Source organism: Rhizobacter koreensis, assembly GCF_013366375.1.
Lineage (GTDB): Bacteria > Pseudomonadota > Gammaproteobacteria > Burkholderiales > Burkholderiaceae_C > Schlegelella_A > Schlegelella_A koreensis.
This window is the reverse complement of the sequence record NZ_JABWMJ010000018.1, coordinates 19,841-41,943: the sequence shown is the minus strand read 5'-3', so window position 1 is coordinate 41,943 and position 22,103 is coordinate 19,841. Positions and strand designations below refer to the sequence as shown.

The 22,103-nt window shown below is 67.5% G+C and carries 20 protein-coding genes; 6 read left to right on the top strand and 14 right to left on the bottom strand.

The features are described from left to right. The first annotated feature begins 36 nt into the window (after positions 1-36). From HQN59_RS24310 to HQN59_RS24295, 4 genes are all read left to right on the top strand, one after another. Positions 37-282, top strand: coding sequence for a hypothetical protein (locus HQN59_RS24310; protein WP_176071732.1), 246 nt, complete (start codon positions 37-39; stop codon positions 280-282). A gap of 671 nt (positions 283-953) precedes the next feature. Then, positions 954-1,925 (top strand): Bug family tripartite tricarboxylate transporter substrate binding protein, encoded by a 972-nt coding sequence (locus HQN59_RS24305; protein ID WP_176071731.1) that lies wholly within the window; start codon positions 954-956, stop codon positions 1,923-1,925. A gap of 9 nt (positions 1,926-1,934) precedes the next feature. Further along, complete coding sequence (locus HQN59_RS24300) at positions 1,935-3,341, top strand: CoA transferase (RefSeq protein WP_176071730.1); 1,407 nt, start codon at positions 1,935-1,937, stop codon at positions 3,339-3,341. Between the two features lie 55 nt (positions 3,342-3,396). Next, the gene (locus HQN59_RS24295) at positions 3,397-4,986 is read left to right on the top strand and encodes a carboxylesterase family protein (RefSeq protein ID WP_176071729.1); all 1,590 of its coding nucleotides are present in this window, start codon (positions 3,397-3,399) and stop codon (positions 4,984-4,986) included. Between the two features lie 76 nt (positions 4,987-5,062). On the opposite strand, the gene pcaB is transcribed toward HQN59_RS24295, so the two are convergent. Together pcaB and HQN59_RS24285 are read right to left on the bottom strand one after the other, a co-directional pair. Next, complete coding sequence (gene pcaB, locus HQN59_RS24290) at positions 5,063-6,433, bottom strand: 3-carboxy-cis,cis-muconate cycloisomerase (RefSeq protein ID WP_176071728.1); 1,371 nt, start codon at positions 6,431-6,433, stop codon at positions 5,063-5,065. Between the two features lie 26 nt (positions 6,434-6,459). Continuing rightward, positions 6,460-8,007 (bottom strand): AMP-binding protein, encoded by a 1,548-nt coding sequence (locus HQN59_RS24285; RefSeq protein ID WP_176071727.1) that lies wholly within the window; start codon positions 8,005-8,007, stop codon positions 6,460-6,462. Positions 8,008-8,134: 127 nt separating this feature from the next. On the opposite strand from HQN59_RS24285, the gene HQN59_RS24280 reads away from it, so the two are divergent. Continuing rightward, positions 8,135-9,040 (top strand): LysR family transcriptional regulator, encoded by a 906-nt coding sequence (locus tag HQN59_RS24280; protein WP_176071726.1) that lies wholly within the window; start codon positions 8,135-8,137, stop codon positions 9,038-9,040. On the opposite strand, the gene HQN59_RS24275 is transcribed toward HQN59_RS24280, so the two are convergent. The 11 genes from HQN59_RS24275 to HQN59_RS24225 form a co-directional block, all read right to left on the bottom strand. Beyond that, positions 9,037-9,942 carry an SDR family NAD(P)-dependent oxidoreductase gene (locus HQN59_RS24275; protein WP_176071743.1) on the bottom strand — a complete coding sequence of 302 codons (906 nt, stop codon included), beginning with the start codon at positions 9,940-9,942 and terminating at the stop codon, positions 9,037-9,039. The two genes, HQN59_RS24280 and HQN59_RS24275, sit on opposite strands and share 4 nt — an antisense overlap. A gap of 29 nt (positions 9,943-9,971) precedes the next feature. Beyond that, positions 9,972-11,123, bottom strand: a complete 1,152-nt coding sequence (locus tag HQN59_RS24270) for an acetyl-CoA acetyltransferase (RefSeq protein ID WP_176071725.1) — start codon at positions 11,121-11,123, stop codon at positions 9,972-9,974. Next, positions 11,116-11,517 (bottom strand): Zn-ribbon domain-containing OB-fold protein, encoded by a 402-nt coding sequence (locus HQN59_RS24265; protein ID WP_176071724.1) that lies wholly within the window; start codon positions 11,515-11,517, stop codon positions 11,116-11,118. The genes HQN59_RS24270 and HQN59_RS24265 overlap by 8 nt, the downstream gene beginning before the upstream one ends. Then, positions 11,517-12,419: an SDR family oxidoreductase gene (locus tag HQN59_RS24260; protein WP_176071723.1), complete on the bottom strand. Its 903-nt coding sequence runs from the start codon at positions 12,417-12,419 to the stop codon at positions 11,517-11,519. Before HQN59_RS24260 ends, HQN59_RS24265 begins: the two co-directional genes overlap by 1 nt. Before the next feature lie 86 nt (positions 12,420-12,505). Continuing rightward, positions 12,506-13,318 carry an enoyl-CoA hydratase/isomerase family protein gene (locus HQN59_RS24255; RefSeq protein WP_246295137.1) on the bottom strand — a complete coding sequence of 271 codons (813 nt, stop codon included), beginning with the start codon at positions 13,316-13,318 and terminating at the stop codon, positions 12,506-12,508. Then, a complete protein-coding gene (locus HQN59_RS24250; protein ID WP_425342771.1) occupies positions 13,296-13,817 on the bottom strand; it encodes a MaoC family dehydratase in 522 nt (173 codons plus the stop codon). The genes HQN59_RS24255 and HQN59_RS24250 overlap by 23 nt, the downstream gene beginning before the upstream one ends. Further along, positions 13,814-14,794: a Bug family tripartite tricarboxylate transporter substrate binding protein gene (locus HQN59_RS24245; protein ID WP_176071722.1), complete on the bottom strand. Its 981-nt coding sequence runs from the start codon at positions 14,792-14,794 to the stop codon at positions 13,814-13,816. The genes HQN59_RS24250 and HQN59_RS24245 overlap by 4 nt, the downstream gene beginning before the upstream one ends. 526 nt (positions 14,795-15,320) lie before the next feature. Then, positions 15,321-16,310 carry a relaxase/mobilization nuclease domain-containing protein gene (locus HQN59_RS24240; RefSeq protein WP_246295136.1) on the bottom strand — a complete coding sequence of 330 codons (990 nt, stop codon included), beginning with the start codon at positions 16,308-16,310 and terminating at the stop codon, positions 15,321-15,323. Then, positions 16,307-16,843 (bottom strand): hypothetical protein, encoded by a 537-nt coding sequence (locus HQN59_RS24235; RefSeq protein ID WP_176071721.1) that lies wholly within the window; start codon positions 16,841-16,843, stop codon positions 16,307-16,309. Before HQN59_RS24235 ends, HQN59_RS24240 begins: the two co-directional genes overlap by 4 nt. Before the next feature lie 108 nt (positions 16,844-16,951). Then, entirely contained in the window at positions 16,952-17,803 is an 852-nt protein-coding gene (locus HQN59_RS24230; RefSeq protein WP_176071720.1) for a DUF932 domain-containing protein, read from the bottom strand. Between the two features lie 44 nt (positions 17,804-17,847). Further along, a complete protein-coding gene (locus HQN59_RS24225; protein WP_176071719.1) occupies positions 17,848-18,270 on the bottom strand; it encodes a single-stranded DNA-binding protein in 423 nt (140 codons plus the stop codon). A 1,054-nt stretch (positions 18,271-19,324) separates the two neighbouring features. Between HQN59_RS24225 and HQN59_RS24220 the strand changes: the two genes are divergently transcribed. Next, positions 19,325-19,933 (top strand): hypothetical protein, encoded by a 609-nt coding sequence (locus tag HQN59_RS24220; RefSeq protein WP_176071718.1) that lies wholly within the window; start codon positions 19,325-19,327, stop codon positions 19,931-19,933. A gap of 47 nt (positions 19,934-19,980) precedes the next feature. On the opposite strand, the gene HQN59_RS24215 is transcribed toward HQN59_RS24220, so the two are convergent. Then, positions 19,981-22,050 carry a TonB-dependent receptor gene (locus tag HQN59_RS24215; RefSeq protein ID WP_246295135.1) on the bottom strand — a complete coding sequence of 690 codons (2,070 nt, stop codon included), beginning with the start codon at positions 22,048-22,050 and terminating at the stop codon, positions 19,981-19,983. Between the last annotated feature and the right edge of the window lie 53 nt (positions 22,051-22,103).

Here is a 22,103-nt window from a genome sequence, read left to right as displayed (position 1 = left end):
CCGGTGGGTCCGATGCCGTCGACGCTACGATGCCGCGTGTTCAGACAATCAGGGTGCCCGTGGCTGGCGCCGGCATTTTTGACCCAGATGGTCGTGGCTGCCGCAGGCAAGGATTGGGGCGCGCTAAAAGAGCAAGGACGTAAGGATGCTCAGGCCGGTATCAAGGCGAAGCTGAACAAAGAGGTGGCGAGTCGCATGACCGCTGCTCAGCTCACCGAATCCGACCCGAACGGTTGCGTCCGAGGCTTTTTGCGCAGGATAGGCGCAGCCCTGACGGCATGACGGCGGCCTGTCCGAGAAGAAAAGCTCACCGGGGTCACCGGCGAGTTGAATGGCGTCTCGCTGTCCTCGCGTGACTTCACCATCTAAGGGAGGAAAAGCCGGGCCGGCGCGAACACCAGTGATGCGATGGTCCGCGCCATGCCACTCGTCCTGGTTGGGGTCACCATCCGGTCGGCGTTTCGGCGCCGACCTCTGATGTTCATGAACCTTAGCGTAGAGCGGAAATCGAAGCGGCCGGCTATGCCAGAACTGATAACACGCGATTGTCCATACTCAGGTCTGCAGCATGCAGCAAAGCTGCCGTTCGTGAGTGGCAGTTCCTGGCCGTCCAGAGCCCTTGGCCAGCGTCCGGTTCGAAGCGGTCCACGATCAAGGTCTGCTTGCCGGAAGCCCGCCGAGGCTCTCGGGGGCACGCACCGACCCGAGAGCGACATTCGCTGTGCTGAACACCGGGTCTCAAGCGGTCGTTCGGACCGACGCCGGGTGAGGTGTGGGGCTGGCGCGGTGGGGTCGCTCGCAGGGCTTGCTGCAATCCTGTCTCACCAGGGTGAACGACTGGTGAGACCGTGTAGGTCTCAGCGGCTCGAAACAAAGCATTGGACCTGCCACGCCCCCGCTTCCGATACTGCGCTCGGAGTGCCTAGCGCGCCGGAAACCACAGGAGACGCTTAATGCTGCAACCATCACGTCGGGCGCTACTGCTCGCGACCACCTACGTCTTGCTCCAGGGCCTGCCCGCCTTGGCGCAGGACTTTCCCTCACGCCCCATCAAGTTCATCGTGCCGTTCGCGGCCGGCAGTATCACGGACGTGTCCGCGCGCTACTACGCGCGACAGCTGACCACGCTTGCGGGGCAAGCCGTCATCGTGGACAACCGGCCCGGAGCCAACGGCCTGAATGGCGTCAACGCCTTGCTGAACGCCCCGGCAGACGGCTACACGGTTCTGATCGGCACGACTTCCACGCTCGCGACCAACCTCGCCCTGTACAAGAAACTGCCGTACGACCCGGTGGCGGATTTCGCGCCGCTGGGGATGATGTCGACGATTTCCACAGTGATCGTCACGAACACCCAGAGCAGCATTGCCACGCTGCAGCAGCTGATCGAAGCGGCGAAGACGGCGCCGGGAAAGCTGAACTATTCAGCCGGCGCCACCAGCTACCAGCTGATGGGTGAACTGTTCAACGAGCGCTCCTCAGTCAAGACCGCCTTCATTCCCTACAAGGGATCGTCCGAAGCGCTCAATGCCGTCCTGGGCCAGCAGGTGGACTTCTCCGTGCTGGACATGAGCACCGCGCTGGCCTCCATCAAGGGCGGCAAGCTGCGCGCACTCGCGGTTGCCGGGGAACAGCGCTCGTCGCTGCTGCCCGACGTCCCCACCGCGGCCGAAGCCGGCGTGCCGGGATACGTGGCCTCGACCTGGGTGGCGGGAGTGGTCTCGGCGAAGACGCCGAAAGCCGAGCTCGATCGGCTGCAGAAATGGTTCGCGCAGATCGCCGCGCAGCCCGAGACCAAGGCGTTTCACCATGGTATCGGTGCCGATGTCACCGCCGGCGGGCCCGCGAAGCTGCAGGAGATCCAGCGCCAGAGCATCGAGGTCTGGAAACGCGTGGCCGCCAATGCCCGCATCGAGCAGCTGTAAGGAGCCGGCATGACGAGAGCCTCCGTGCCTGCAACCGGCAACATCGCCCGCACTGCGTTGCACGAGGTGCTGCAAAGCGTCGGCCTCAAGACCGAGGATTCCGGCGGCGAAGTCGACATCGCCGGCAGCGATCCGGCCGTCGCCAGTCCGCACCGGCTGGCCACGGCGATGGCAGTGGCGTCCGCGGCACAAGGCACGGCTCTCGCCGCCCTGCACCGCTTGCATTCGGGTGTCGGCCAGAACGTGATGGTGGATCTGCGGGACGCCGCGCACGCGATCCATCCCTCGCGCTACCTGCAGCAGAACGGCCACCCGATCGGCTTCGACTTCACCTATTCGGAGCCGGGTAACGGCTACTTCCGCACCGCCGACGACCGCTGCTGCTACCTGGTCTCGACGCGACCCAACCTGCGCAACGGCTTGCTGCAACTCCTGGATTGCGCCAACGAAGCGGGCAAGATCGCCAAGGCAGTGGCGCGCTGGAAGGGGCAGGACCTCGAGGACGCTTGCGCGGCCCGGGGCCTGCCGGTGAGCCTGGTGCGAGCGCCCGAAGAATGGCGGGCCCATCCGCATGCGCATTGGCTGGCCCGCCAGCCGCTGGTGTCGATCCGCCAGATCGGCTCGGGAAAGCCCATGCGCAAGCTGGTCGGCGACCGTCCCCTGCGCGACCTGAAGGTCCTGGACATGAGCCACATCCTGGCGGGGCCCGGCCTTACCCGCACGCTCGCCGAACAGGGTGCGAACGTGCTGCGGCTGTCGGCGCCACGCCAGACCGACCCGATCAACTTCATGCTCGACACCGGGTTCGGCAAGAAGGCTGCATTCCTGGAGCTCGACGATCCGCAGCAGAGGCAGCGCGGTCGCGAACTGGCGCGGCGGGCCGACGTCATCGTGCAGTCGTACAGCCCCGGGAGCCTGGCGCGACGTGGCTTCTCGGCCGAGGAGATCGTGCGCGACCACCCCGGAGTGGTGTATGTCACGCTCAGCTGCTTCGGCGCCGGCGACGGCCCCTGGTCCGACCGGGTCGGCTTCGACCACAACGCGCAATCCACCACCGGGATCAGCTGGGTCGAAGGCGGCCGCGACACCCCGCGCCTGCCTGACACCACGCTGGTCGCCGACTACATCACGGCCTACCTCGGAGCGCTCGGCACGCTGGCGGCGCTGATGCGCCGCAGCATCGATGGCGGCAGCTACGAGGTCAGCGTGTCACTGGCACGGACCTGCATGTGGATCCAGGACCTTGGCCTGCTGCCCCGCGACCTGCCACTGCAACAGGGCGCGCCGGTGATCCGTACGATGGACAGCCCCTTCGGCGAACTGCAGTACCTGGCGCCCATCACGCAGTTCTCGAGAACGCCCGCGTTCTGGGACTCGCCCCCGCTTCCGCTCGGTGCCTCGCGCGCGCAGTGGTGAGTCGACGCCGTCGGCTCGCGCAAACGGCGCGGGCCCGCCAACAACAGGAGACATCGTGAAATTCAAACGCACCCCCAAGCTGCTCGGGGCGCTATTGCTCGGCGCCGGGTTCGGTTCCGGCACCGCCTTGGCCGAGGATCTGTTCACCAACCTGCGCGCCGGCAAGCCGGATGTCGTCCGCATCGAGCAGGGCGAGCTGCAGGGCTACCAGAGCGCCGGCGCCAGCTCGTTCCTGGGAATCCCGTATGCCGCACCACCGGTCGGCGCAGGACGTTGGCGTCCGCCTGCACCGGCTGCCTCGTGGGCGGGCGTCCGTGACGCAGGCAGCTTTGGCAGCAGCTGCGTCCAGGTCCATACCTTCGGCGACTTTGCCGAGAAGAGCGAAGCGGAAGATTGCCTCTACCTGAACGTGTTCGCGCCTGCGACCGGCCGCGACCGCCTGCGCCCGGTGATGGTGTGGCTGCACGGCGGCGGCCTGATCAACGGCCGCAGCAACGACTACGACGGCCGCCGGCTGGTGACTGACGGCAACACGGTGGTGGTGAGCCTGAACTACCGCCTCAATCTGTTCGGTTTCCTGGCGCATCCGGCGCTGGACGCCGAAGGCCACCCGTCGGTGAGTTACGGCGTGCTGGACCAGCAAGCCGCCCTGCAGTGGGTGCGGCGGAACATCAAGGCATTCGGCGGCGATCCGGACAACGTCACCCTCTTCGGCGAATCCGCCGGCGGACTCGCGATCCTGTTCAACATGGTCTCGCCGTCCGCCGCCGGCCTGTTCCACAAGGCCATCCTGCAAAGCGGCGTTTCGGTCGCACCGCAGATTCCGCTCGAGGCTGCGCAGGCGCACGGGACGAAATTCGCCGCCGCTGCCGGTTGCGCCGACCAGTCCGCAGCCTGCCTGCGCTCGCTCAGCGTCGCGCAGATCATCGAGCGGGCGAACAGCTACACCGCCACCGCGATTCGCGCCGTCGACGGCAGGGTGATGAAACAGCCGGTCCAGCAGGCCTTTGCGGAAGGCAACTTCCACAAGGTGCCGGTGCTGGCGGGAAACAACCGCGACGAATTCAACTGGTTCATCGCGCTCAACGAGCTGGCGGCCGGGAAGCCCTTGCGGGCCGAAGAGTATGTCCCGACCCTCATCAAGCAGTATGGCGAGGAAAAAGGCCAGAAGATCGCAGCGGAGTATCCGCTGGCCAGGTACGGTTCGCCGAGCGAGGCGCTGGCCGCGGCACAGACCTCCTGGTTCTTCATCTGCCCCTCGTTCCGCGCGATGCGCTCCATCGCCATGCATGCGCCGGTGTACGCCTACGAGTTCATCGACGCGCAGGCGCCGCCCGCCTTCAAGCCCGTGTCGTTCCCGTACGGCGCCGGCCACACGCTGGAAATCCAGTACGTCTTCCCGCGCTTTCACGGTGCGCGCGGCACGCCGCACGACCTGTCCGGCGCCCAAGCCAAGCTGTCGGCGGAGATGACCGGTTATTGGACCCGCTTCGCGGCCAAGGGCGACCCCAATGGCGGATCGGCGCCGCGCTGGGATCGCTTTGCCGGCAAGGAAGGCCCGGTGCAGTTGTTGTCGCCGGCGGGCACGCGCACGGCGGCGGACACCGGCGTCGATCGCAAGTGCAGCATCTGGGACGCACTCTAGCCGGCACGACAAAAAGCCCGCAGGAGCGGGCTCTCGACAGGGACACCGACGGTCGCCCGCGGTGTCCTTCTTCTCGTCAGCAGTCCACCGTTTCGGACAAGGCAATGGCGCGATCCACCATCTGCGGCGCCAGCCCGAGATAGTTGGATGGGTCGGTCAGGCGGTCGATCTCCGCCGGGCTGAAGTGGGCCGTGACGACCTCGAGCGCTGCCAGGGCTTGCGCCAGCGTGCCGCCGCCGTCGTTGACGGCCCGGCAGGCGTCGTAGACGACGTCGTGCGCCTGCTGCCGGCCCAGCGCCGGCGCCAGGCCCATCATCACGGCTTCGGCCACGATCAGGCCCTTGGTGATGCCCAGGTTGTGCCGCATGCGCTGCTGGTCGACGACCAGGCCGCCGAGCGCGAACTTTGCCTGGTGCAAGGCACCGGCCGTGAGGATGAAGCTCTCCGGCAGCGCGACCCACTCCGCGTGCCAGGGGCCGGTAGCGCGTTCGAAGTCCTGCACCATGGCATCCATCATCAGTCCGGCGTGCTGGCGCACCGCCTTTGACGCCGCCAGCATCAGCTCGCTGGAGATCGGGTTGCGCTTCTGCGGCATGGTGCTGCTGGCGCCGCGGCCCTTGACGAAGGGTTCGTACACCTCCGCGAACTCGGTCGACGCCATGAGCATGATGTCCAGTGCAACCTTGCCGAGCGAGCCGGTGACCAGGGCGAGCAGGTTCACCGCCTCGGCCAGGCCGTCACGCGCCACGTGCCAGGTCGTCGCCGGAATGCCGAGTTCGAGCTCGGCGGCGAGGGCTTCCTGTACCTTCAAGCCCTCGGTGCCGAGCGAGGCCAGGGTTCCGGCAGCGCCTGCGAACTGCACGACCAGCACCCGGGCGCGCAGTTCCGCCAACCGCTGCTGGTGGCGGTCGAACATGGCCAACCAGATGGCCACCTTGTAGCCGAACGTCACGGGCAGTGCCTGCTGCAGGTGCGTGCGGCCGGCCATCGCCGTGTCGCGGTGCTTTCTCGCCAACTGACGCAGGATGCCGCGCAGCTCCACCAGGTCGCCGGCGACCAAGTCGAGCGCAGCGCGCACCTGCAGCACGTTCGCAGTGTCCATGATGTCCTGGGTGGTGGCGCCCCAGTGAACGTACTTGCCGGCCTCTCCGCACTGATGCACCAACTGGTGAACCAAGGGCAGGATGGGATACCCGACGTTGTCCGTCTCGTGCCGCAGCAGTTCCCAGTCCAGCAGGTCGGTGCGCGATTCGCGCACGATCGCTTGCGCGGCCTCGGCCGGGATCACGCCGCACCGGGCTTGCGCTTGGGCGAGGGCGATCTCGACTTCGACGTAGCGCTCGACGAGTGAACGGTCGGAGAAGATGTGGCGCATGGCCGCAGTGCCGAAGGCATCGCGGAAGAGCGCGGAGTCGAAGACTGTGCTGGATGAATGCAAGGCGGACACGGCGGTCTCCAGTGGGTATCGGATGTTCAGCCCGCCGGACCGGCTTCGGACTGGAAGCGGTGGCGCAGCGCGAGCTTGTCGACCTTGCCGGCACCGTTTTTCGGTAGCTCGTCAAGGATGATCACGCGAGTGGGATGTTTGTAGCGTGCCAAGCGCCCCTGCAGGTGGTCGAGGACTTGTTTGCCGGTGATCTGCGCACCGGACTTCGGCGCCACCATGGCCCACACGGTCTCGCCCCACTTCACATGCGGCACGCCGATGACCGCAGCTTCGAGCACGCCGGGTGCCTCTGCGAGGCGGGCCTCGACTTCGGCAGCGTAGATGTTCTCGCCGCCCGAGATGATCATGTCCTTGCAGCGTCCGACGACGCTGAGATAGCCCTCGGCGTCGATGCGTCCGAGGTCGCCGGTGCGCAGCCAGTCGTCTTCGAACGCAGCGCGGGTGTCTTCCTCGCGCATCCAGTACCCCTGCATGACATTCGCGCCGCGCGCCTGGATCTCACCGATGCCTTCGGCGTCGGGCCGCGCGATGCGCATTTCCAGAAACATGCCGGGCAGTCCCGCCGTCGCGGCCTTGGCCCGCGGCGAGCCAGGGGCCAGGCCGGTGACCAGCGGCGCCGCCTCGGTCAGGCCGTAGCGCTGGATCACGGTGACACCGCGCTGGCGATACGTTTCGATCAGTGCCTCGGCCACCGGCGAGCCGCCGACGATGATTCCGCGCAGGCTGGCAAGGTCAGCGCTGGCGAACTGCGGGTCGGCCGCCATCATGGCGTACATGGCCGGAACCCCCGCGACCATATTGATCTTCTCCGCCGTGATGCGAGAGAGAACCCGCTCGGACTGGAAAGAGCGTTCCAGGTGGATCAGCGCCCCGCGCAGGAAGGCGTCGAGAAAGCTGGACACGGGCGCGGCGTGGAACAGCGGGGCCGAGATCAGCATGCGGTCGTCCGGCATGCCGCCCTGGATCAGGATCGTGTTGATCGTGTTCCAGAACAGATTGCCATGACTGAGCCTCACGCCCTTGGGCTTGCCGGTGCTGCCCGAGGTATAGAGCAGGAAAGCCGTCTCATCCCAGGACAGGTCGGCGGGTCCATGTTCCTCGCCCGCCGCATCTTCCAGGATGGCATCGAACGCTCCGGGCGACTCGCGATCGGACAGCAGCGTGAGCACGTCGGGCAACTCCTGTCGCAATGCCGGAAGCGCCGGCTCGAATGCGCGCCCGTGAACGACGACTCGCGCCTGGCAGTCCTGGAGTGTCTGGACGAGTTCCGGAACCGCCAGGCGGAAATTCAGCGGCACGAAGATCGCGCCCACATAGGCGGCGGCGAACATCGTGATGCAGAAGCGAACGTCGTTGAAATCGTGGAAGACGACGCGGTCGCCGCGCTGCACGCCATTGGCGCGCAACCATCCCGCCAGTCGGCGCGCCGCGACATCGAGCTCGGCGAAGGTCCAGCGTTCGCACTCCATAGCTGAGGTCCAGTAGACGATGCTCACGCGCCGCGGCGTCAGCTGCGCATGACGCGCCAACCAGAAACCGAGGCTCTCGTTGGGAGGGCGGTTGTGTTTCATCATTCGACGAGTATCCGAAGCGACGCCGCTCTGCGTCCAACACTTAATTGCGTTTGCATCAGACCTTCGGTGTCTCAGGCAGGCGCAGCGGCGCGCGCACTATGATCCGCGACGACTTACCCCACAGGCAATGGAACTCCGCCAGCTTCGTTACTTCCTCGCCGTAGCCGAGGAGCTCCATTTCGGCAAGGCCGCAGAGCGCGTCCACATCGCGCAGTCGCCGCTGTCGCGGCAGATCAAGCAGCTGGAAGACGAACTCGGCGTACAGCTGTTCCGCCGCACCAAGCGCAGCGTGGAACTGACGGACGCAGGCCGTGCGCTGATCCCGGAAGCCGAAGACATTCTCAGCGCCACGCGGCGTGCCAAGGAGACTGCCGTCGGCGCGCAGCAGGGGCGCATCGGCCGCCTCACGATCGGCTTCACCCAATCGGCCATGTATACGCCACTGCCGCGAATCCTCAGGCAATACAACACCATCGCACCGCGGGTCGAACTTCATTTCCGTGAGCACGTGCTGACACCCGAACAGGTGCTGGCGCTTACCACCTCGCGCATGGACCTCGGCTTCCTGCGCCCTCCGGTGGCGAATCCGGACATCGAACTGTTGCCTGTGATGCAGGAGAAGCTGGTATTGGCCGTGCCGGAAGGCAGCGCCCTGGCGCGCAAGCCCGTACTCGCGTTGCGCGATGTCGCCAACGAGAATTTCGTCACCTTCAGCAAAAGCATCGACTCGTCGCTCTCCGCTGCAGTGCTGGGCCTGTGCCAGGCCACCGGCTTCCAGCCGCGCATCACCCAGGAAGCCAAGGAGGTGGCGACCATCGTGATGCTGGTGGCGAGCGGCCTCGGCGTGGCGCTGGTCCCGGCCTCGGCAGAGGCCATCCGCCAGGACGGGGTGGCGCTGCGCCCCATCGAAGGGGAGACACCGACCCTCACGGTGGCGCTCGCCTGGAACCGCGCCACGCGGTCAGCGGTGCGCGACGAGTTCATCGCCGTCGCCCGCGAGATCGTCGCGGCACCGCGCCGCCCACACTCCTAGATCGGATCCCAGGAAAACACGTCGGCCGAACGTTCGAGCGGGTAGAAGTTGCGCTCGAGCGCCGGGATTGCCGTTGCAGCGATGCTCTCGGGCGTCCAGCCCTCGGCACGGTGCGTCGAGCGCAAGGGGCGGTTCTGGCTGATCAGGAACAGCTCGTTGGCTCGCACCGCGAAGATCTGGCCGCTGACCTTGGCGGCCGCATCGCTGGACAAGTACACGGCCAGCGGCGCGATCTTGTTGGTCTCCATTGCCTTGATCTTTTCGACTCGCGCCTTTTCCTCAGGCGTCTCGGTGGGAATCGAGCCGATCATGCGGCTGTACGCGAAGGGACAGATCGCATTGGAAGTGACGCCGTAGCGCGCCATGTCCAGCGCCAGCGACTTCGAGAGTCCCACCACTGCCATCTTGGCCGCTGCGTAGTTGGCCTGGCCAAGGTTGCCTACCAAGCCGGACGCTGAAGTCATGAAGATGAAGCGACCCGTGTTCTGGTTGCGAAAGTGCGTGGCGGCCGCGCGACTCAGGTAGAAGGCTCCGTTCAGGTGCACGTCGATGACGGCTCGCCAGTCGTCCAGCGTCATGTGGTGGAAGATCCGGTCCCGCGCGATGCCCGCGTTGTTGACGATGACGTCGACGCGCCCGAAGCTCTCGATCGCGGTGGCAACGATCTGCTGCGCGCTGTCCCAGTCCGCGACGCTGTGCGTGCTGGCCACCGCGCTGCCGCCAGCGGCACAGATCTCCGCCACCACCTGCGCCGCCGGGCCTGCGTCCTGGCCGTTTCCGTCGAGCGATGTGCCAAGGTCGTTGACCACGACTTGCGCACCGTTCTTCGCCATTGCCAGCGCCATGTCGCGGCCGATACCCCGTCCCGCGCCGGTGACGATCACCACTTTTCCCTGCAGCATCATTCTCGATTCCTTTTCGTTGCCCGCGCTCATAGCGCGTCCTCACTACCGAAGATGGCCGTGCACTGGCTGGACAGCACGGCGCCATTGCCATGGGCCAGCGCCACGTTGCAGCCCCGCACCTGGCGCGCACCGCATTCGCCGCGGATCTGCCGCACGGTCTCGATCATTCCCAGCAACCCGTACATGCCGGGGTGGCAGTAGGACAGGCCGCCCCCGTTGGTGTTGACCGGCAGCTTGCCGCCGGGGCCGATCGCGCCGCCGGAGACGAAGCGCCCGCCTTCACCCTTGGGGCAGAAGCCGAGGTCCTCGAGGAACAGGATGGGCGTGATCGTGAAGGCGTCGTACAGCGACAGCACCTGCACGTCGGCCGGGCGCATACCTGCCATCGCGAAGGCGCGGGCGCCCGACTCGCGTGCCACGGTGGTCGTCAGGTCGGGCATGTTGGCGATGGTCGCGTGGCCCAGCGCCTGGCCGACGCCCAGCACGTGCACCGGCATCTTGCGGCCGCGCGCCGCGCGTGCCCTGGAGGTGACGACCATGGCGCCGCCGCCATCGAGTACGAGGCAGCAGTCGCGAACCGACAACGGGTCTGCCACCATGCGCGCAGACAGCACGTCCTGCACGCTCAGGGGTTCCTTCTCCCACGCCATCGGGTTCAGCAGGGCCCAGTTGCGTGCGGCCACCGCCACTTCCGCGAGGTGCTCGCGGGTTGTGCCGAATTCGTGCATGTGACGGCCGGCGGCCATCGCATACGCGGCTACGGGCAGCATCGGCTTGAACGGCGCCTCGTACGGATTGAAGTCCGGCGGTGAAGCCTGGCTGCGGGAAACGGAACGCTGGGTGCTGCCGTAGGCGATCAGCGCGACCTCGCACTGGCCGGCCTCGATGGCCAACAGGGCGTGCGCCAGATGCGACATGAACGAGGAGCCGCCGACTTGGGTGCCATCGAACACCTTGGGTGCGATACCCAGGTATTCGGCGAGCACCATCGGACCGAAGCGCGCCTGCGCGGTGGCGACGAACAGGCCATCGACATCGGCCAGCGTGAATCCCGCGTCATCCAGCGCCCGGATGCTGGCCTGGGCCATCAGATCGATCGGCGTGGTGCCGGGAGGAGAAACGCCGAGGTCGGACTCAGCAACCCCGACCACGCTGGCGCGCACGTGCCGCTTAGCCATGCGCCACTTCCTCGAGAGGTGTGAACAGCGGGAAAGAATCGGCCCCTTCCGTTGCCGGCGTCCCCGCATGGAACTGCACGCGCTGGCCGATCCGCACCTGCGCCGCATCCGGGCCCTCGACGCGGCTCATCAGGCGAAAGCCCTCATCCATGTCGATCAGCGCCAGATTCAGCGGCGGCTCGCCTCGCGCGTACATGGCGGTCGTGGCGTAGACGGTGCCGAGCCCACGCGATACGCGCCATTCGAGTTGCGTGTTGCCGCTGCCCGGCGCCGCAACGCGCGGGAAGAAGACGACCTGTCCGTTGGCAGCGATCTGGTAGGCCAGCCGGCCTTGGCGCAGGTAGCCAGCGTACGTTGCGTAAGGCGAGGCCTGGAGGGGCTCGTACTCGCCCATCACGTGGGCACCTTGTCCGAAGCCGCCTCGACGGTGCGCATGGCCTTGTCCTTCTCGTTCTGTTCCCTGATGCGCTCGCGGGCATCGGCCCACTGCGTGTCGGACCACTCGAGGTAGTCGGTGAAGTACGCGCCCTGGGCCAGGTGCTGGCCGCCGTCGATGGCGATGGTCTCGCCGGTCAACCAGCGGCAGCCGTCGGCGAACAGGAAGGTGGCCAAGTTGGCCAGTTCCGGAAGCTCGCCCAGGCGCCCCGTCGGGTTGCCCTTGCGCTCGCGCGAGTGCGGGTCTGCGCCTGGGCGCAGGCGCGCGGTGGCGCCCTCGGTGGCGAAGATGCCGGGGGCGATGGCGTTGAGGCGGATGCCGTAGCGGCCCCATTCGATGGCCAGCGAGCGCGTCATGGTTTCGACACCGGCCTTGGACATGGCCGAAGGCACGACGAAGGGGGCGCCGGTGCGCGTCCAGGTGACGACGATCGAGACCACGCTCCCTGGGAGCTTCTCGGCGATCCAGCGCTTGCCCACGGCGTGCGTCACATAGAAGGTGCCGTGGAATACCGTGTTGGCGATCGCGTCGAAGCCGCGCGGGGACAGATCCTCGGTGCGGCTGATGAAGTTGCCGGCGGCGTTGTTCAGCAGGCCGGTGAGCGGGGCATGCGTCCACGCCTCGTCGACCATCGCGCTCACCGAGGCGGGGTCGCGGAGGTCGCACGCGGAGTAGGTGGGGCGCGTGCCGGTGAGCTTTTCCATCGAGTCGGCGGCCTCTTCCAGCACCGAGCTGCGGCGTCCGCAGATGTGCACCTGTGCGCCCAGCTCCAGCAGGCGCTCGCTCATCGCACGGCCAAGGCCCGTACCTCCGCCGGTGACCAGGATGCGTTGGCCTTTCAAGACGTCGGGGCAGAACATGAGCTTGTTCCTTCAGTGGTGATGTCGCGGCCAGTATCGGCAGCGCCTGGTGTCGAGTCCAACACCTTGTTGGAGCCCTTTCAGACTCAGGCGGTCTTAGGTTCGGATGCGGGCGGGGGCCAGCTCAACCGCGGCGCTTCCTTGGCGAAGAAGCGCTGCACGGCTTCGGTGTGGTAGTCGCTCGTGTAGGCAATGCCCTGGGCGTCCGCTTCCATTCCCAGCATCGTGCCGACGTCGGATTGGAACGATGCCAACAACATGCGTTTGGCCAGACTGAACGCCGTCGGCGAGCCGTTGGCCAGCAGCAGCGCAAGCTCGCGCGCCCGCTGCAACGCCGCGCCCGAGTCGCACACCTCGGTGACGAGTCCTTGCTGCAGTGCCTCGGTTGCCGCGAGTTCGCGCGCCGAGAAGACCAGCGCCTTGGCACGTTGCAGACCCAGGATGCGCGGCAGGGTGAAGGCCGTTGCGAAGTCGGGCACCAAGCCGACCCGGGCGAATGAGCAGCAGAAGCGCGCGTCGCCGCCCGCGACGATGAAGTCGGCGGTCAGCGCAAGGCCGAAGCCCGCACCCAGGGCAACGCCTTCGACTGCCACCACCAGCGGCTTGTCCAGTTGCAGCAGGGCAAGCACCAGCGGCTGCAGGTCCAGCATGCGCTGCCGCCCTTTGTCGGCGCTGGCGACCTGGCCCATGGACTTGACGTCGCCGCCGGCGCAGAAGTGGCCTCCGGCACCGGTAAGGACCACGGCCTGCACCTGCGGGTCGCGCGCCATCTGGTGGACTGCCTGCAGCAGCTCCTGGCGCATCGCCATGTCTATGGCGTTGCGCTGCCGGGGCCGGTTCAGGACGAGCGTGGCGACGCCGTCGGCGACGCCGAGTTCAAGCGTGGTGTACATGCCCATTTCCCCAGTGACGCCGACTGACTGTCTCGGCGACGCAGACCGTCTTGGTCGAGCCCTCGCGCTCCGCCGTCAGCTGCCAGACGATCTGCCGGCCGGGCGTGCCTTCGAACTCGGGCAGGGGCTCGCTCGCCAGCAGCCTGGCGCGCACGCGGATGCGCGAGTCCACTGGCACGGGGGCCGTGAAGCGCACCTTGTTCAGGCCATAGTTGACGCCCATCTTCATGTGCTGGAATTCAACGGCGGCGTCCAGCAGCACCGGCAGCAGCGAAAGCGTGAGAAAGCCGTGCGCGATGGTCGTCCCGAACGGGCCTCGCGCCGCCCGCTCCGGCTCGACGTGCAGCCACTGCCGATCGCCGGTGGCGTCGGCGAAACAGTCGATGCGCCCCTGGTCGATCTGCAGCCACGAGGAGACGGCGATTTCCTGGCCGACGAGGGCGTCCAGCGCCTCGGGCGAGGAGATCGGGCGACGCTCCGCGGCCCCGGTGAGGAGGCCGCTCACTCCGCTGTGAGACCGAGTTGCCTTACCTTGTCGCCGTAGACGGTGTGCTGTTCGGCGATCAGGGCCTTGAACTGCTCTTGCGTCGAAGGTGTGAGGAGAAAGCCGGCCTTGGCGGCGGCGGATTGGACCGCGGGGTCCGCGAGGGCCCGGTTCAAGGCGGCCGTCAGCAACGTCACCGTGGCGGGTTCCATCTTCGCCGGGCCCACGATTCCGGCCCACGGCACGATGTCGAAGTTCTTCAGGCCCGCTTCGGCGAAGGTGGGAACCTCGGGCAGCAGCGGACTCCGCTCGCGCGACATCACGGCCAACGCCCTCAGCTTGTGGTCGCGCACGAAGGGCACGCCCATGGTGGTAGCGACGATGGCGTCGATCTGCCCGCCGATCAAGTCGGTGAACGCGGGCGGCTCGCCACGGTAGGGGACGCGCTGCAGTTCGGTGCCGGTCAGCTGGCCGATGTAGCCGAAGGCCAGGAAGTTGGTGTTGGATCCCGTGCCATAGGTATAGCGCCCCGGCGCGGACTTGGCGGCGGCGATGAACTCCGAGAACGTGTTGGCGGGGAACTGCTGCCGCACGTACAGGATGTAGGTGTAGCGGCCCACGTCGGCGATGGCCGTGAAGTCCTTGCGCGGATCGTACGGCGGCGGAGTTCGCAGCTGCGGCGCCACCGACAGGTTGCCGGAGGTGGCAAACAGCAGGCGGCAGCCGTTGGGCGGGCTGCGCATCACGTCGGTGGCGGCGAGCTGCCCCTCGGCACCTGGCTTGTTTTCGATCACGACGACCCGTCCAAGGTCGGTGGACAGCTTGGTGCTCAGGGCGCGCGCGATGGTGTCGGTGGTCGAGCCTGGCGGAAACGGCGCGACGATGCTTACCGTACGACAGGGTAGGGGCTCCGACACGGACTGGGCATGGGCAGGGTTGATTGCAAGCACTACTGGTGCAAGCGTCAGCAAGGCCTGAAAGGCCGTCGAAACGTTCATGGCGGGGGTCTCCGGGACAACGCCTAGCCATTGTTCCGCTGCTGGCGGTTCGTTTGATGCTGATTGCGAATGCGGTGAGATGTTTGCGGTCCTGTGCGGTTCGGCGCGAACGTTGACGTGCCCGGCAACGACAGGAGCCGACTTGGCGCCCTTGATCGCCGGGCATAGGCGTTGGTGAGGTCAGATGACCTGACGCCCGGGGTGGGAGGGCGAGCATCTCGGCTATACCGCAAGCCATCCGCCCCCGCGCGGTCCGCCTAGCAGCGGCGCTCAACGCACCGATGACTCACCATGAAGGACTCGGTCGCTACGGCTTGCGCTCGTCCGGCTCTGTCGCACTCCCATCTTGCTCCCGATCGCCGACTGCTTGTGGCCAATTCGGATGCCGAATAGCTGCCAGTGGTTAGCGACCGCTGATGGCCGCTGAGAGACGATCGTGAACGGCAGCTTCAAGGCGGACCGCTTCGGCCATGTGGCCCTGCCCCGTCGCCGCCAAGGGAGTTATCCTCTGCCACCCTCACGCACTTCATCGCCCGCCCTGATCGAGAAGAACGTCTCGCAACGGCCTCGCTTCGAATCGGTCCAAGCTGGATGGCTGTCGTGTGGGCCCGCCCTGCTCCTTCCCGAACCACATGGGCGTCTCCTGTACGAACCGCTTGATTGACGCAGCCAACTCGAGGTTCCGCGGCTCTTGCGTTTCGGCAAGCGCCCGCCCGATCTGCATCCAGGCGGTGAGAGCGTCAGCACGCGTTTTCCGCGCAGAAATCGTCGACTTCGACACCCGCGGTTGAATCCGCAGCCGTCCGTCCTCGGCAGCCTTGACGCGCCAGATGGGATCGACGTTCCGGCTGCGCCCCCGGCTAGCCTGACGCGTGGCCTCTGCGTCGATCCCGCGCACGCGCAGCTTCTCTGCAAAGGTCTCGCGCCAGCGGTGCAAATCGGCCTTGCGGGGGTTAAGGCGCTTGCCGTTCCGCGCCTCGGCGCGGACGCTGATGTGCACGTGCGGGTTGGCTTGGTGGTCGTGGAGCACCATCACGTACTTGTGATCGGCGAGCTCCGCCCGCGCGAACTCGCGAGCCGCCCACTGCACGCTCAACGGATCGGTTCCCCGCGGCATCGACAGCATGATGTTGTAGGCCTCGCGCCGCTCAGCGACATCAGGGATGTACGAGCCGCCGAAGCGCCAGTCATCGCCGATGTCGCGTAGCGCCTCCTTGCCTCGCATCTGCTCGCCGCGCTCATCCTCCATCTCCAGGCGACCGTTCCTGCTGATGTAGCGCAGGTGCGCGGCGATGGCCCGCATGCCGCGACCGCCACCCGTAACCTTCACCATCACCTGAGGTGCGCGGCGCACGGCGGTCGCCTCGATGCGCTGGCGGATCGAGGCGGCACGCTTGGCGCCGGCCGAAGCGCCGAGGCGGGGCTCTCGGCGCCCGCGAACGATTCGGTTCCCCGGGTAGAAGAGCCGGTCACCCCACTGGATCAGCACCCCGTCGATGTTGGCTGACTGGCTCATGGTGCACGCTCCATGTGGGCGACAGCGAAGGGGTGCTCTGCCGACCTGCCCCGCCGAAGCTGGAGGTCGGCGAGCGCCCCGGACGCGAGCGCCAGATGACGCCGTACGTCCCCAACCAGCGGGTCCAGCATGGCGCGGTACTCGGGCGCCGCTGGCACGCCGCCTCGTCGCAGCAGCGCGCTGAGTTGGCCGATGTTCCGGCTGAAGGTCGCCAGCTCAGCGGTTGAGGCCACCAGTGCAGAACGTTGCTCGGCGGGGCGCAAACCGCACTCCGTGGCCGACGCATCCGCTACAAGCATCGCGACGCACTCGCCAAGCGGCACCCCTACCCGCTTCGCGCGCGCCCGCAGGAAATCTGCGTCCTCGTGACCCATGCGCAGGCAGACGCGCACGCGAACGTCCGCCATGTGGCTCTTGCGAGGGGTGGCCACGGCACCCTCGAACGCCCGTTCACACCCCAACGCATCTGCAAGCACGTTGCGGACGAGCTCGGAGGGGCACTGCCGCGTGTCCCAGTTCTCAAGTGCGGCCAAGCCCGGAGCTTCGATGGCCGCGGGCTTGGCACAGGCGTGCCGTGCCGGTGAGCGAGGGCCCTTCTTACAGAGTGCCGAACCCCGGCTGGCGTTCAGCACTCGTGCGGATCAACCCTTGAGCTTGCGCATCTCCTCCGCGAGCACCCACAGGGCCCGGTTCAGGTTGACGCTGCGATCGATGCTCCCCACGCCCCTCGTCTGCAGCCGCCGTCCCGCCGCGCTCCGCCCGGTCTGACCGCCACGCGTCGTGTTTTCCTGGGTGCGCTGGAACACCGACCAAACGCTGTGCCCCACGTCCTCCACCCGGCGCGCCTCGAGCAGCTGCTCGGGCGTGACCGGTGCCGGGGGCTGCCCCTCACCGCGCTCCCCGAAGCGCAGTGTCAGCGCTGCGGTCGCGTAGGCGCGCTCCTCGTCCTCGCTCAGCTCGAGCGCCTTCATGCCGTCGATCGAGGCATCGACCGCTTCGAAGTCCTCGAGTACCCGGAACGCGCCTTCGATCACCTCGTGCTGGATGTTGCCCTTGTGCGGGATCCGGATGTCGTTCGTAGCGCTGCCGACCACCAAGCCGTTGCAGCAGACGAAGCGGAACGCGCCGGCCAGCATCTGGTACGCACTCGCGCCGTCGTGGCTGTTGATGAGGATCACCTCGTTCGCCTCCGGTCGGCTGCTGACCTGGCCCGCGTGGCGCATCCGGATCAGGTGCTTGGTGTACTCGGTCTTGCCCTCGACGCGGCTCTGGCCCTGCGCGACCATGAAGGGCTCGAAGCCCTCCCGTCGCAGGCTCCGAAGAACCTCGATGGTCGGGATGTAGGTGTAGCGCTCGGAGCGGCTGGCGTGCTTGCCCTCGGCGAAGATCGACGGGGCGGCGCGTCGCATGGTGTCTTCCGGGAGCGGCTGGTCGCTTCGGAGAACGTGGGTGCCGCGAGCGAAGCGGGTCGCCAAGCTAGGCGTGGTGTTCATGGATGGCTCCTGGTGCGCGGGCGAGACCGCTCGCCCGCTGGGGTTCAGAACGGGACGTTGTCGTCAGTCGGGGTGGCCGGCCCGGCGGGTGCCTTGGGCGGGGCGCTGGCCTGCCGCGTGCGCCGCGCCTCCGCCTCGGCCTTGCTGTCGAGGTAGTCGATCTCCTCGCAGGTGAAGCCGTAGCCGTAGACGGTGATGCCGCTGGCGTCGGTGTAGTTGTTGTTGCGCAGGCGCCCGATGACGTTCACCCGGGAGCCCTTGCCGAGGTACTCGGCCGCGTTCTCGGCCTGCTTGCCCCAGAGGGTCCACGGGATGGCGGTCGCTTCCTCGGGCTCGCTGCCGCGGCGCACGTTGCTGATGACGGTGACGGTCCCGCGGGCGATAAGACCATCGCGGCCGTTGACCTGCTCGAGCCGGATGGCCGAAGCCAGGCGGGCGTTTCTCTGTTCGACTCTGACGAATGCCATGCTGATCTCCTCGAACGAAGGCGGCGCAAGCCAGACCCGGTGCCCGGCTCTTCAAACGATCCACCTTTGCTTGGAAACCTCTCGTTCCCGCCCACGGGCGGGCGGAGGGTGGGCATGGCCCCTTCCCTCACGGGAAGGGGTTGGGGATGGGTGGGGGAAGAAGCAGCCGAAGCGATGAGCCGGCTACCCGGCCCACCGCATTGAAGATCCCCCACCAGTCCCCCTCACAACGGGACGGGGGCGCAGCTGGGGGAGCGCGGTGGGTCAGCCCGGCGCGAACGGCTGGAACAAAGAAACGGAGGGCCCACATAGCGGACGCTGTGACAGGTCCCCTGGCGCAGAGCGGCCGCGCGCAGGCGCCCGCCCACGCTCCCGAGCGCCGGCGGCTCTGCGGCCGACGTGACACCAAGCGACAGCGACTGGCGCGGCGGACGAGCCGGCGCGAGCACTTCCAAGAAGGCGGCCCGGCTGCGGGCGTGGCGGGTGCCGGAGGTGACGATCTGGCCGGCGCGGGAGGAAGCAACGCGCAGCGCTGCGCGCGACGCGCTGGCCAGGTCGTCAAGCGGGCGTCGGTCGTGTACCCGCGACGGACATCAGGCCCGCGATCCTCTGGCACGGGAAGGGCCGCCTTGATTCATGCCGTGGATCATGCGAGCCCAGGGGCAGTAGCGAAAAACCATATGCCGCAGCACGGCGAGTCAGGATCATCTCCAGGCAGCCGCTTTAAGCGACGGCTACAGGAAGACAACGCGTACGCAGCGAGGATCGACGCAAGCAGACGCGCCCTGGCTAAAGCACGAGTGGGACGGCGACGAAGCCGCTTCGAATGCGCGCTGACAGTACCTGGACCACGGCCACCGGGCTGTGCTCTACGCGGGTTTCGGCGAACGCATGGCCGGGCGGGCAGTCGTTCGGCCGACCGCCAGGCCGAGTCGCATGCTCAGCCGCGCCGACGCATACGCTTGACGCGCGACGCGGTTCTGAGTACAGAAGCGCTTGTTGGATGTACGGGCTGGCAAGAGGGAGCCGTACTCCGCTAGCCTGAGGAATCGCAATGACGAACGACCCGGAAGTGCCGCAGGCGATCCTTGAGCGACACGCGTCATGGTCGCGGATTTCGCTCCGGCTATCGACTCTTCAGTACAGCGTCGGCATCATCGGTGTGGCTTGCGCCGCACTCGCAGCAGCAGTTGGTGGCGAGCCCGGCAGGGTGCTGGCCGCAGCGTCAGGCGTCTGCACGGCGGTACTGGGCTTCGTTCGCCCCGAGCAGCGTTACCTGCGCTTTATCGCGGCTTGGCGCGCGCTCGACGTCGCGATCCTGAAGTTCAAGCTCCAGCAGTCGGATATGTCAGCCTGGTCGCTGCTGTCGAACAGGGAGAGGCGATCCTGGCCGAGCCGGTGGAGACAGGACGCCCCAAGCGCAGATGAGACTGACAACGCGGCGCGGCACGATCTCACGCCTCCCGACGCCGCGCTCGAAGCTGGGCTGCGGACACGCCAACCCCTGCACGGCTCGGTCGCAGATGCTGCATGGGATGGCGAAGAACCCGGGAGCTCGCACGGTCACCATCGCACGACCAGAAATCGCGGTGCCAAGCCGAACGATTCTTTTCCGCCGGTGGGTCGACCTGTCCGCGCGCGCTGTCCGCGCGCATCGGGCTGACCGAATCCAGACTCGCGCAGCCTCGTTCGTGAAGCCCGATGTGCCGCCTAGAACGCCGCATTCAGCGTCACGCGCACCCTGCGCGGCTCCACCGGATGCGAGTGGCGATCGGGGACGCCCGCTGCCTCGCCGGCGAGACGCGACTCGTAGCAGTAGTCAATGTCGCTCGCCTTGCGATCGAACAGGTTGAACACGTCGACGTCGAGGCGGACCTTCGGATTGAAGCGGTACCCCACTCGGAGATAGGCCAGCGTCGTCGCCTTCGAGCGCTTCGAGGCGTCTTCCACGAGCGGCCGCGGCCCGAGGTAGCGCAGCTGGAACTGCCCCGACCACGGCCCGCGGTCGAGCACCGTCACGCCGAGTGAGGCGACCTTGTCGATCGAGCCGGGGATGTGGTTGCCTTCGGGCTCATCACCGGTGAAGCGCGCCCGTGACGCGGCGAGGTCCGCGTCGAGCAGCAGCCACTCGGTGGCGCGGTAATGCAGCCCAAGCTCGACGCCGCGGCGCCGGCTCGGCCGACTCGCCTCGGTCTCGCCAGCGTCGCCGACGAACAGCAGCTCCGAGCCGAGGCGCAGCTGCCAGAGCGCGAGCGAGGCCTGCAGCCCCGGCACGATTTCGCTGCGGACGCCGAGCTCGGCGCCTTTCGAGCGCACCAAGGGCGTTGCCGGCTCGACCGCCTCGTCCGACTTGGCCATGCGCCTGGCGGTGGCACCGCGCGCGTCGTTGCTATGAAAGCCCTGACCGTAGTTGACGAAGACCTCGGTCCGGGCCCACGGCCCGAGGATCAGCGAGAGCTTGGGCGAGCCGATGCCGGCACTGCGCTTGCCGCTGTTCTCGACGATCGAGCTGGCGACGTCGAAGTGGTAGCGGTCGGCACGCAGCCCCGCGACGCTGCGCAGCCACGGCGTCCACTGCAGTGCCGACTCGCCATGGATGCCGACGCTGGTCTGCTCGGCTTCGCTCTCCTGCGTGATCCCGGTGCGCTGGCGCGCGACCGACGTGTACAGGCCCACCGGGTCGAGGCGATCGTGCCGCACCTGCAGTCCGAGCGTGTGAACCATGTCGACGCCCCCGAGCCGCGCGTTCCAGCTTCGGCTCGTCGTAAGCCCGAGCGTGGTGCGGCGCTCGGCCTGCTCGAACTGGTCGCCCTCGGGGCGCTCGAGGAAGTAGGTGAAGTTCGAGAACAGGTCCAGCCTGGAACGGATCGCATAGGTCTGCAGGCGGAACTCGCCGGTGGCGCTGCGCTGCAGGTTCTCGAACGAAAGGCTGGCGCGCTCGGTGCGACCACCGTCGCTCGGGTCGACCGCTCCGTAACGGCCGACGAGGCCAGCGTCCACCGCACGCTGCGGGATCTGATCCGTCGAGTTCCAACGTGCCGAGTAGCCCATTGCCGTCAGCGACCAGCGTGCGTCGGCGCTGCCGCTGCTGTAGCGCAGCACGCCATTGAAACGCCGGAAGTTCTCCGGACGTTCCCAGGGCCCATCATTGTGCGCGGCTTCGAGCGCGTAGAGCAGCTCGCCGCCCCCAACAGGCGCCGAGTTGGCGACGAGCGAACGCGCGAAGCGGTCCTGACCAAGCGTGACCGACGCGATGCCACGCGGAAGCGCGTCGAAGAGCTCGATGCGGGCCGACCCCGCCGACGAGAAGTCGCCGTCCTCGGCGGCGTACGGCCCCTTGCGATAGCGGATGCGGGCGACGAGCTCGGGAATCAGCCAGTTGAGGTCGGTGTAGCCGTGGCCATGCGCGTGCGTCGGCATGTTGACCGGCAGGCCGTCGACGAAGGTCGCGAAGTCGGTGCCGTGGTCGAGGTTAAAGCCGCGGAGGAAGTACTGGTTGGCCTTGCCGTCGCCGCTGTGCTGGGTGACGATGACGCCGGGAACGAACTCGAGCACCTCGCCCGGGCGCAGGGCCGGGCGGTTCTTGAGGAGCTCGCTGCGGACCACGCCCGCCGATGCAGCGTCGGAGGTGCCGACGGCGTTGTCGTAGTGGCCGGTAATGCTGATCGGCGCCAGGGCGACCGCTTCGCCGGAAGGTGCCTCGGGTGCAGCTGCAGCTGCAATCCCCGCGGCGCCGTGCAGGGCGAGAGCAGTCGCCGCGCGCATCGCGCTGAGTTTCAACAAGTTCTCCAATGGGTGAGGACAAACCGACGGCGCACGCCCGCTGCGACGTC

What these genes read in the sequence shown, in the direction of transcription:
- HQN59_RS24275 (WP_176071743.1), bottom strand. Translation starts at nt 9,942, where the DNA reads ATGCTGCAGGGAAAAGTGGTGATCGTCACCGGCGCGGGACGGGGTATC.
- HQN59_RS24255 (WP_246295137.1), bottom strand. Translation starts at nt 13,318, where the DNA reads ATGGGCATGTACACCACGCTTGAACTCGGCGTCGCCGACGGCGTCGCC.
- HQN59_RS24305 (WP_176071731.1), top strand. Translation starts at nt 954, where the DNA reads ATGCTGCAACCATCACGTCGGGCGCTACTGCTCGCGACCACCTACGTC.
- HQN59_RS24300 (WP_176071730.1), top strand. Translation starts at nt 1,935, where the DNA reads ATGACGAGAGCCTCCGTGCCTGCAACCGGCAACATCGCCCGCACTGCG.
- HQN59_RS24285 (WP_176071727.1), bottom strand. Translation starts at nt 8,007, where the DNA reads ATGATGAAACACAACCGCCCTCCCAACGAGAGCCTCGGTTTCTGGTTG.
- HQN59_RS24220 (WP_176071718.1), top strand. Translation starts at nt 19,325, where the DNA reads ATGACGAACGACCCGGAAGTGCCGCAGGCGATCCTTGAGCGACACGCG.
- HQN59_RS24240 (WP_246295136.1), bottom strand. Translation starts at nt 16,310, where the DNA reads ATGAGCCAGTCAGCCAACATCGACGGGGTGCTGATCCAGTGGGGTGAC.
- HQN59_RS24245 (WP_176071722.1), bottom strand. Translation starts at nt 14,794, where the DNA reads ATGAACGTTTCGACGGCCTTTCAGGCCTTGCTGACGCTTGCACCAGTA.
- HQN59_RS24265 (WP_176071724.1), bottom strand. Translation starts at nt 11,517, where the DNA reads ATGGGCGAGTACGAGCCCCTCCAGGCCTCGCCTTACGCAACGTACGCT.
- HQN59_RS24225 (WP_176071719.1), bottom strand. Translation starts at nt 18,270, where the DNA reads ATGGCATTCGTCAGAGTCGAACAGAGAAACGCCCGCCTGGCTTCGGCC.
- HQN59_RS24260 (WP_176071723.1), bottom strand. Translation starts at nt 12,419, where the DNA reads ATGTTCTGCCCCGACGTCTTGAAAGGCCAACGCATCCTGGTCACCGGC.
- HQN59_RS24280 (WP_176071726.1), top strand. Translation starts at nt 8,135, where the DNA reads ATGGAACTCCGCCAGCTTCGTTACTTCCTCGCCGTAGCCGAGGAGCTC.
- HQN59_RS24230 (WP_176071720.1), bottom strand. Translation starts at nt 17,803, where the DNA reads ATGAACACCACGCCTAGCTTGGCGACCCGCTTCGCTCGCGGCACCCAC.
- HQN59_RS24270 (WP_176071725.1), bottom strand. Translation starts at nt 11,123, where the DNA reads ATGGCTAAGCGGCACGTGCGCGCCAGCGTGGTCGGGGTTGCTGAGTCC.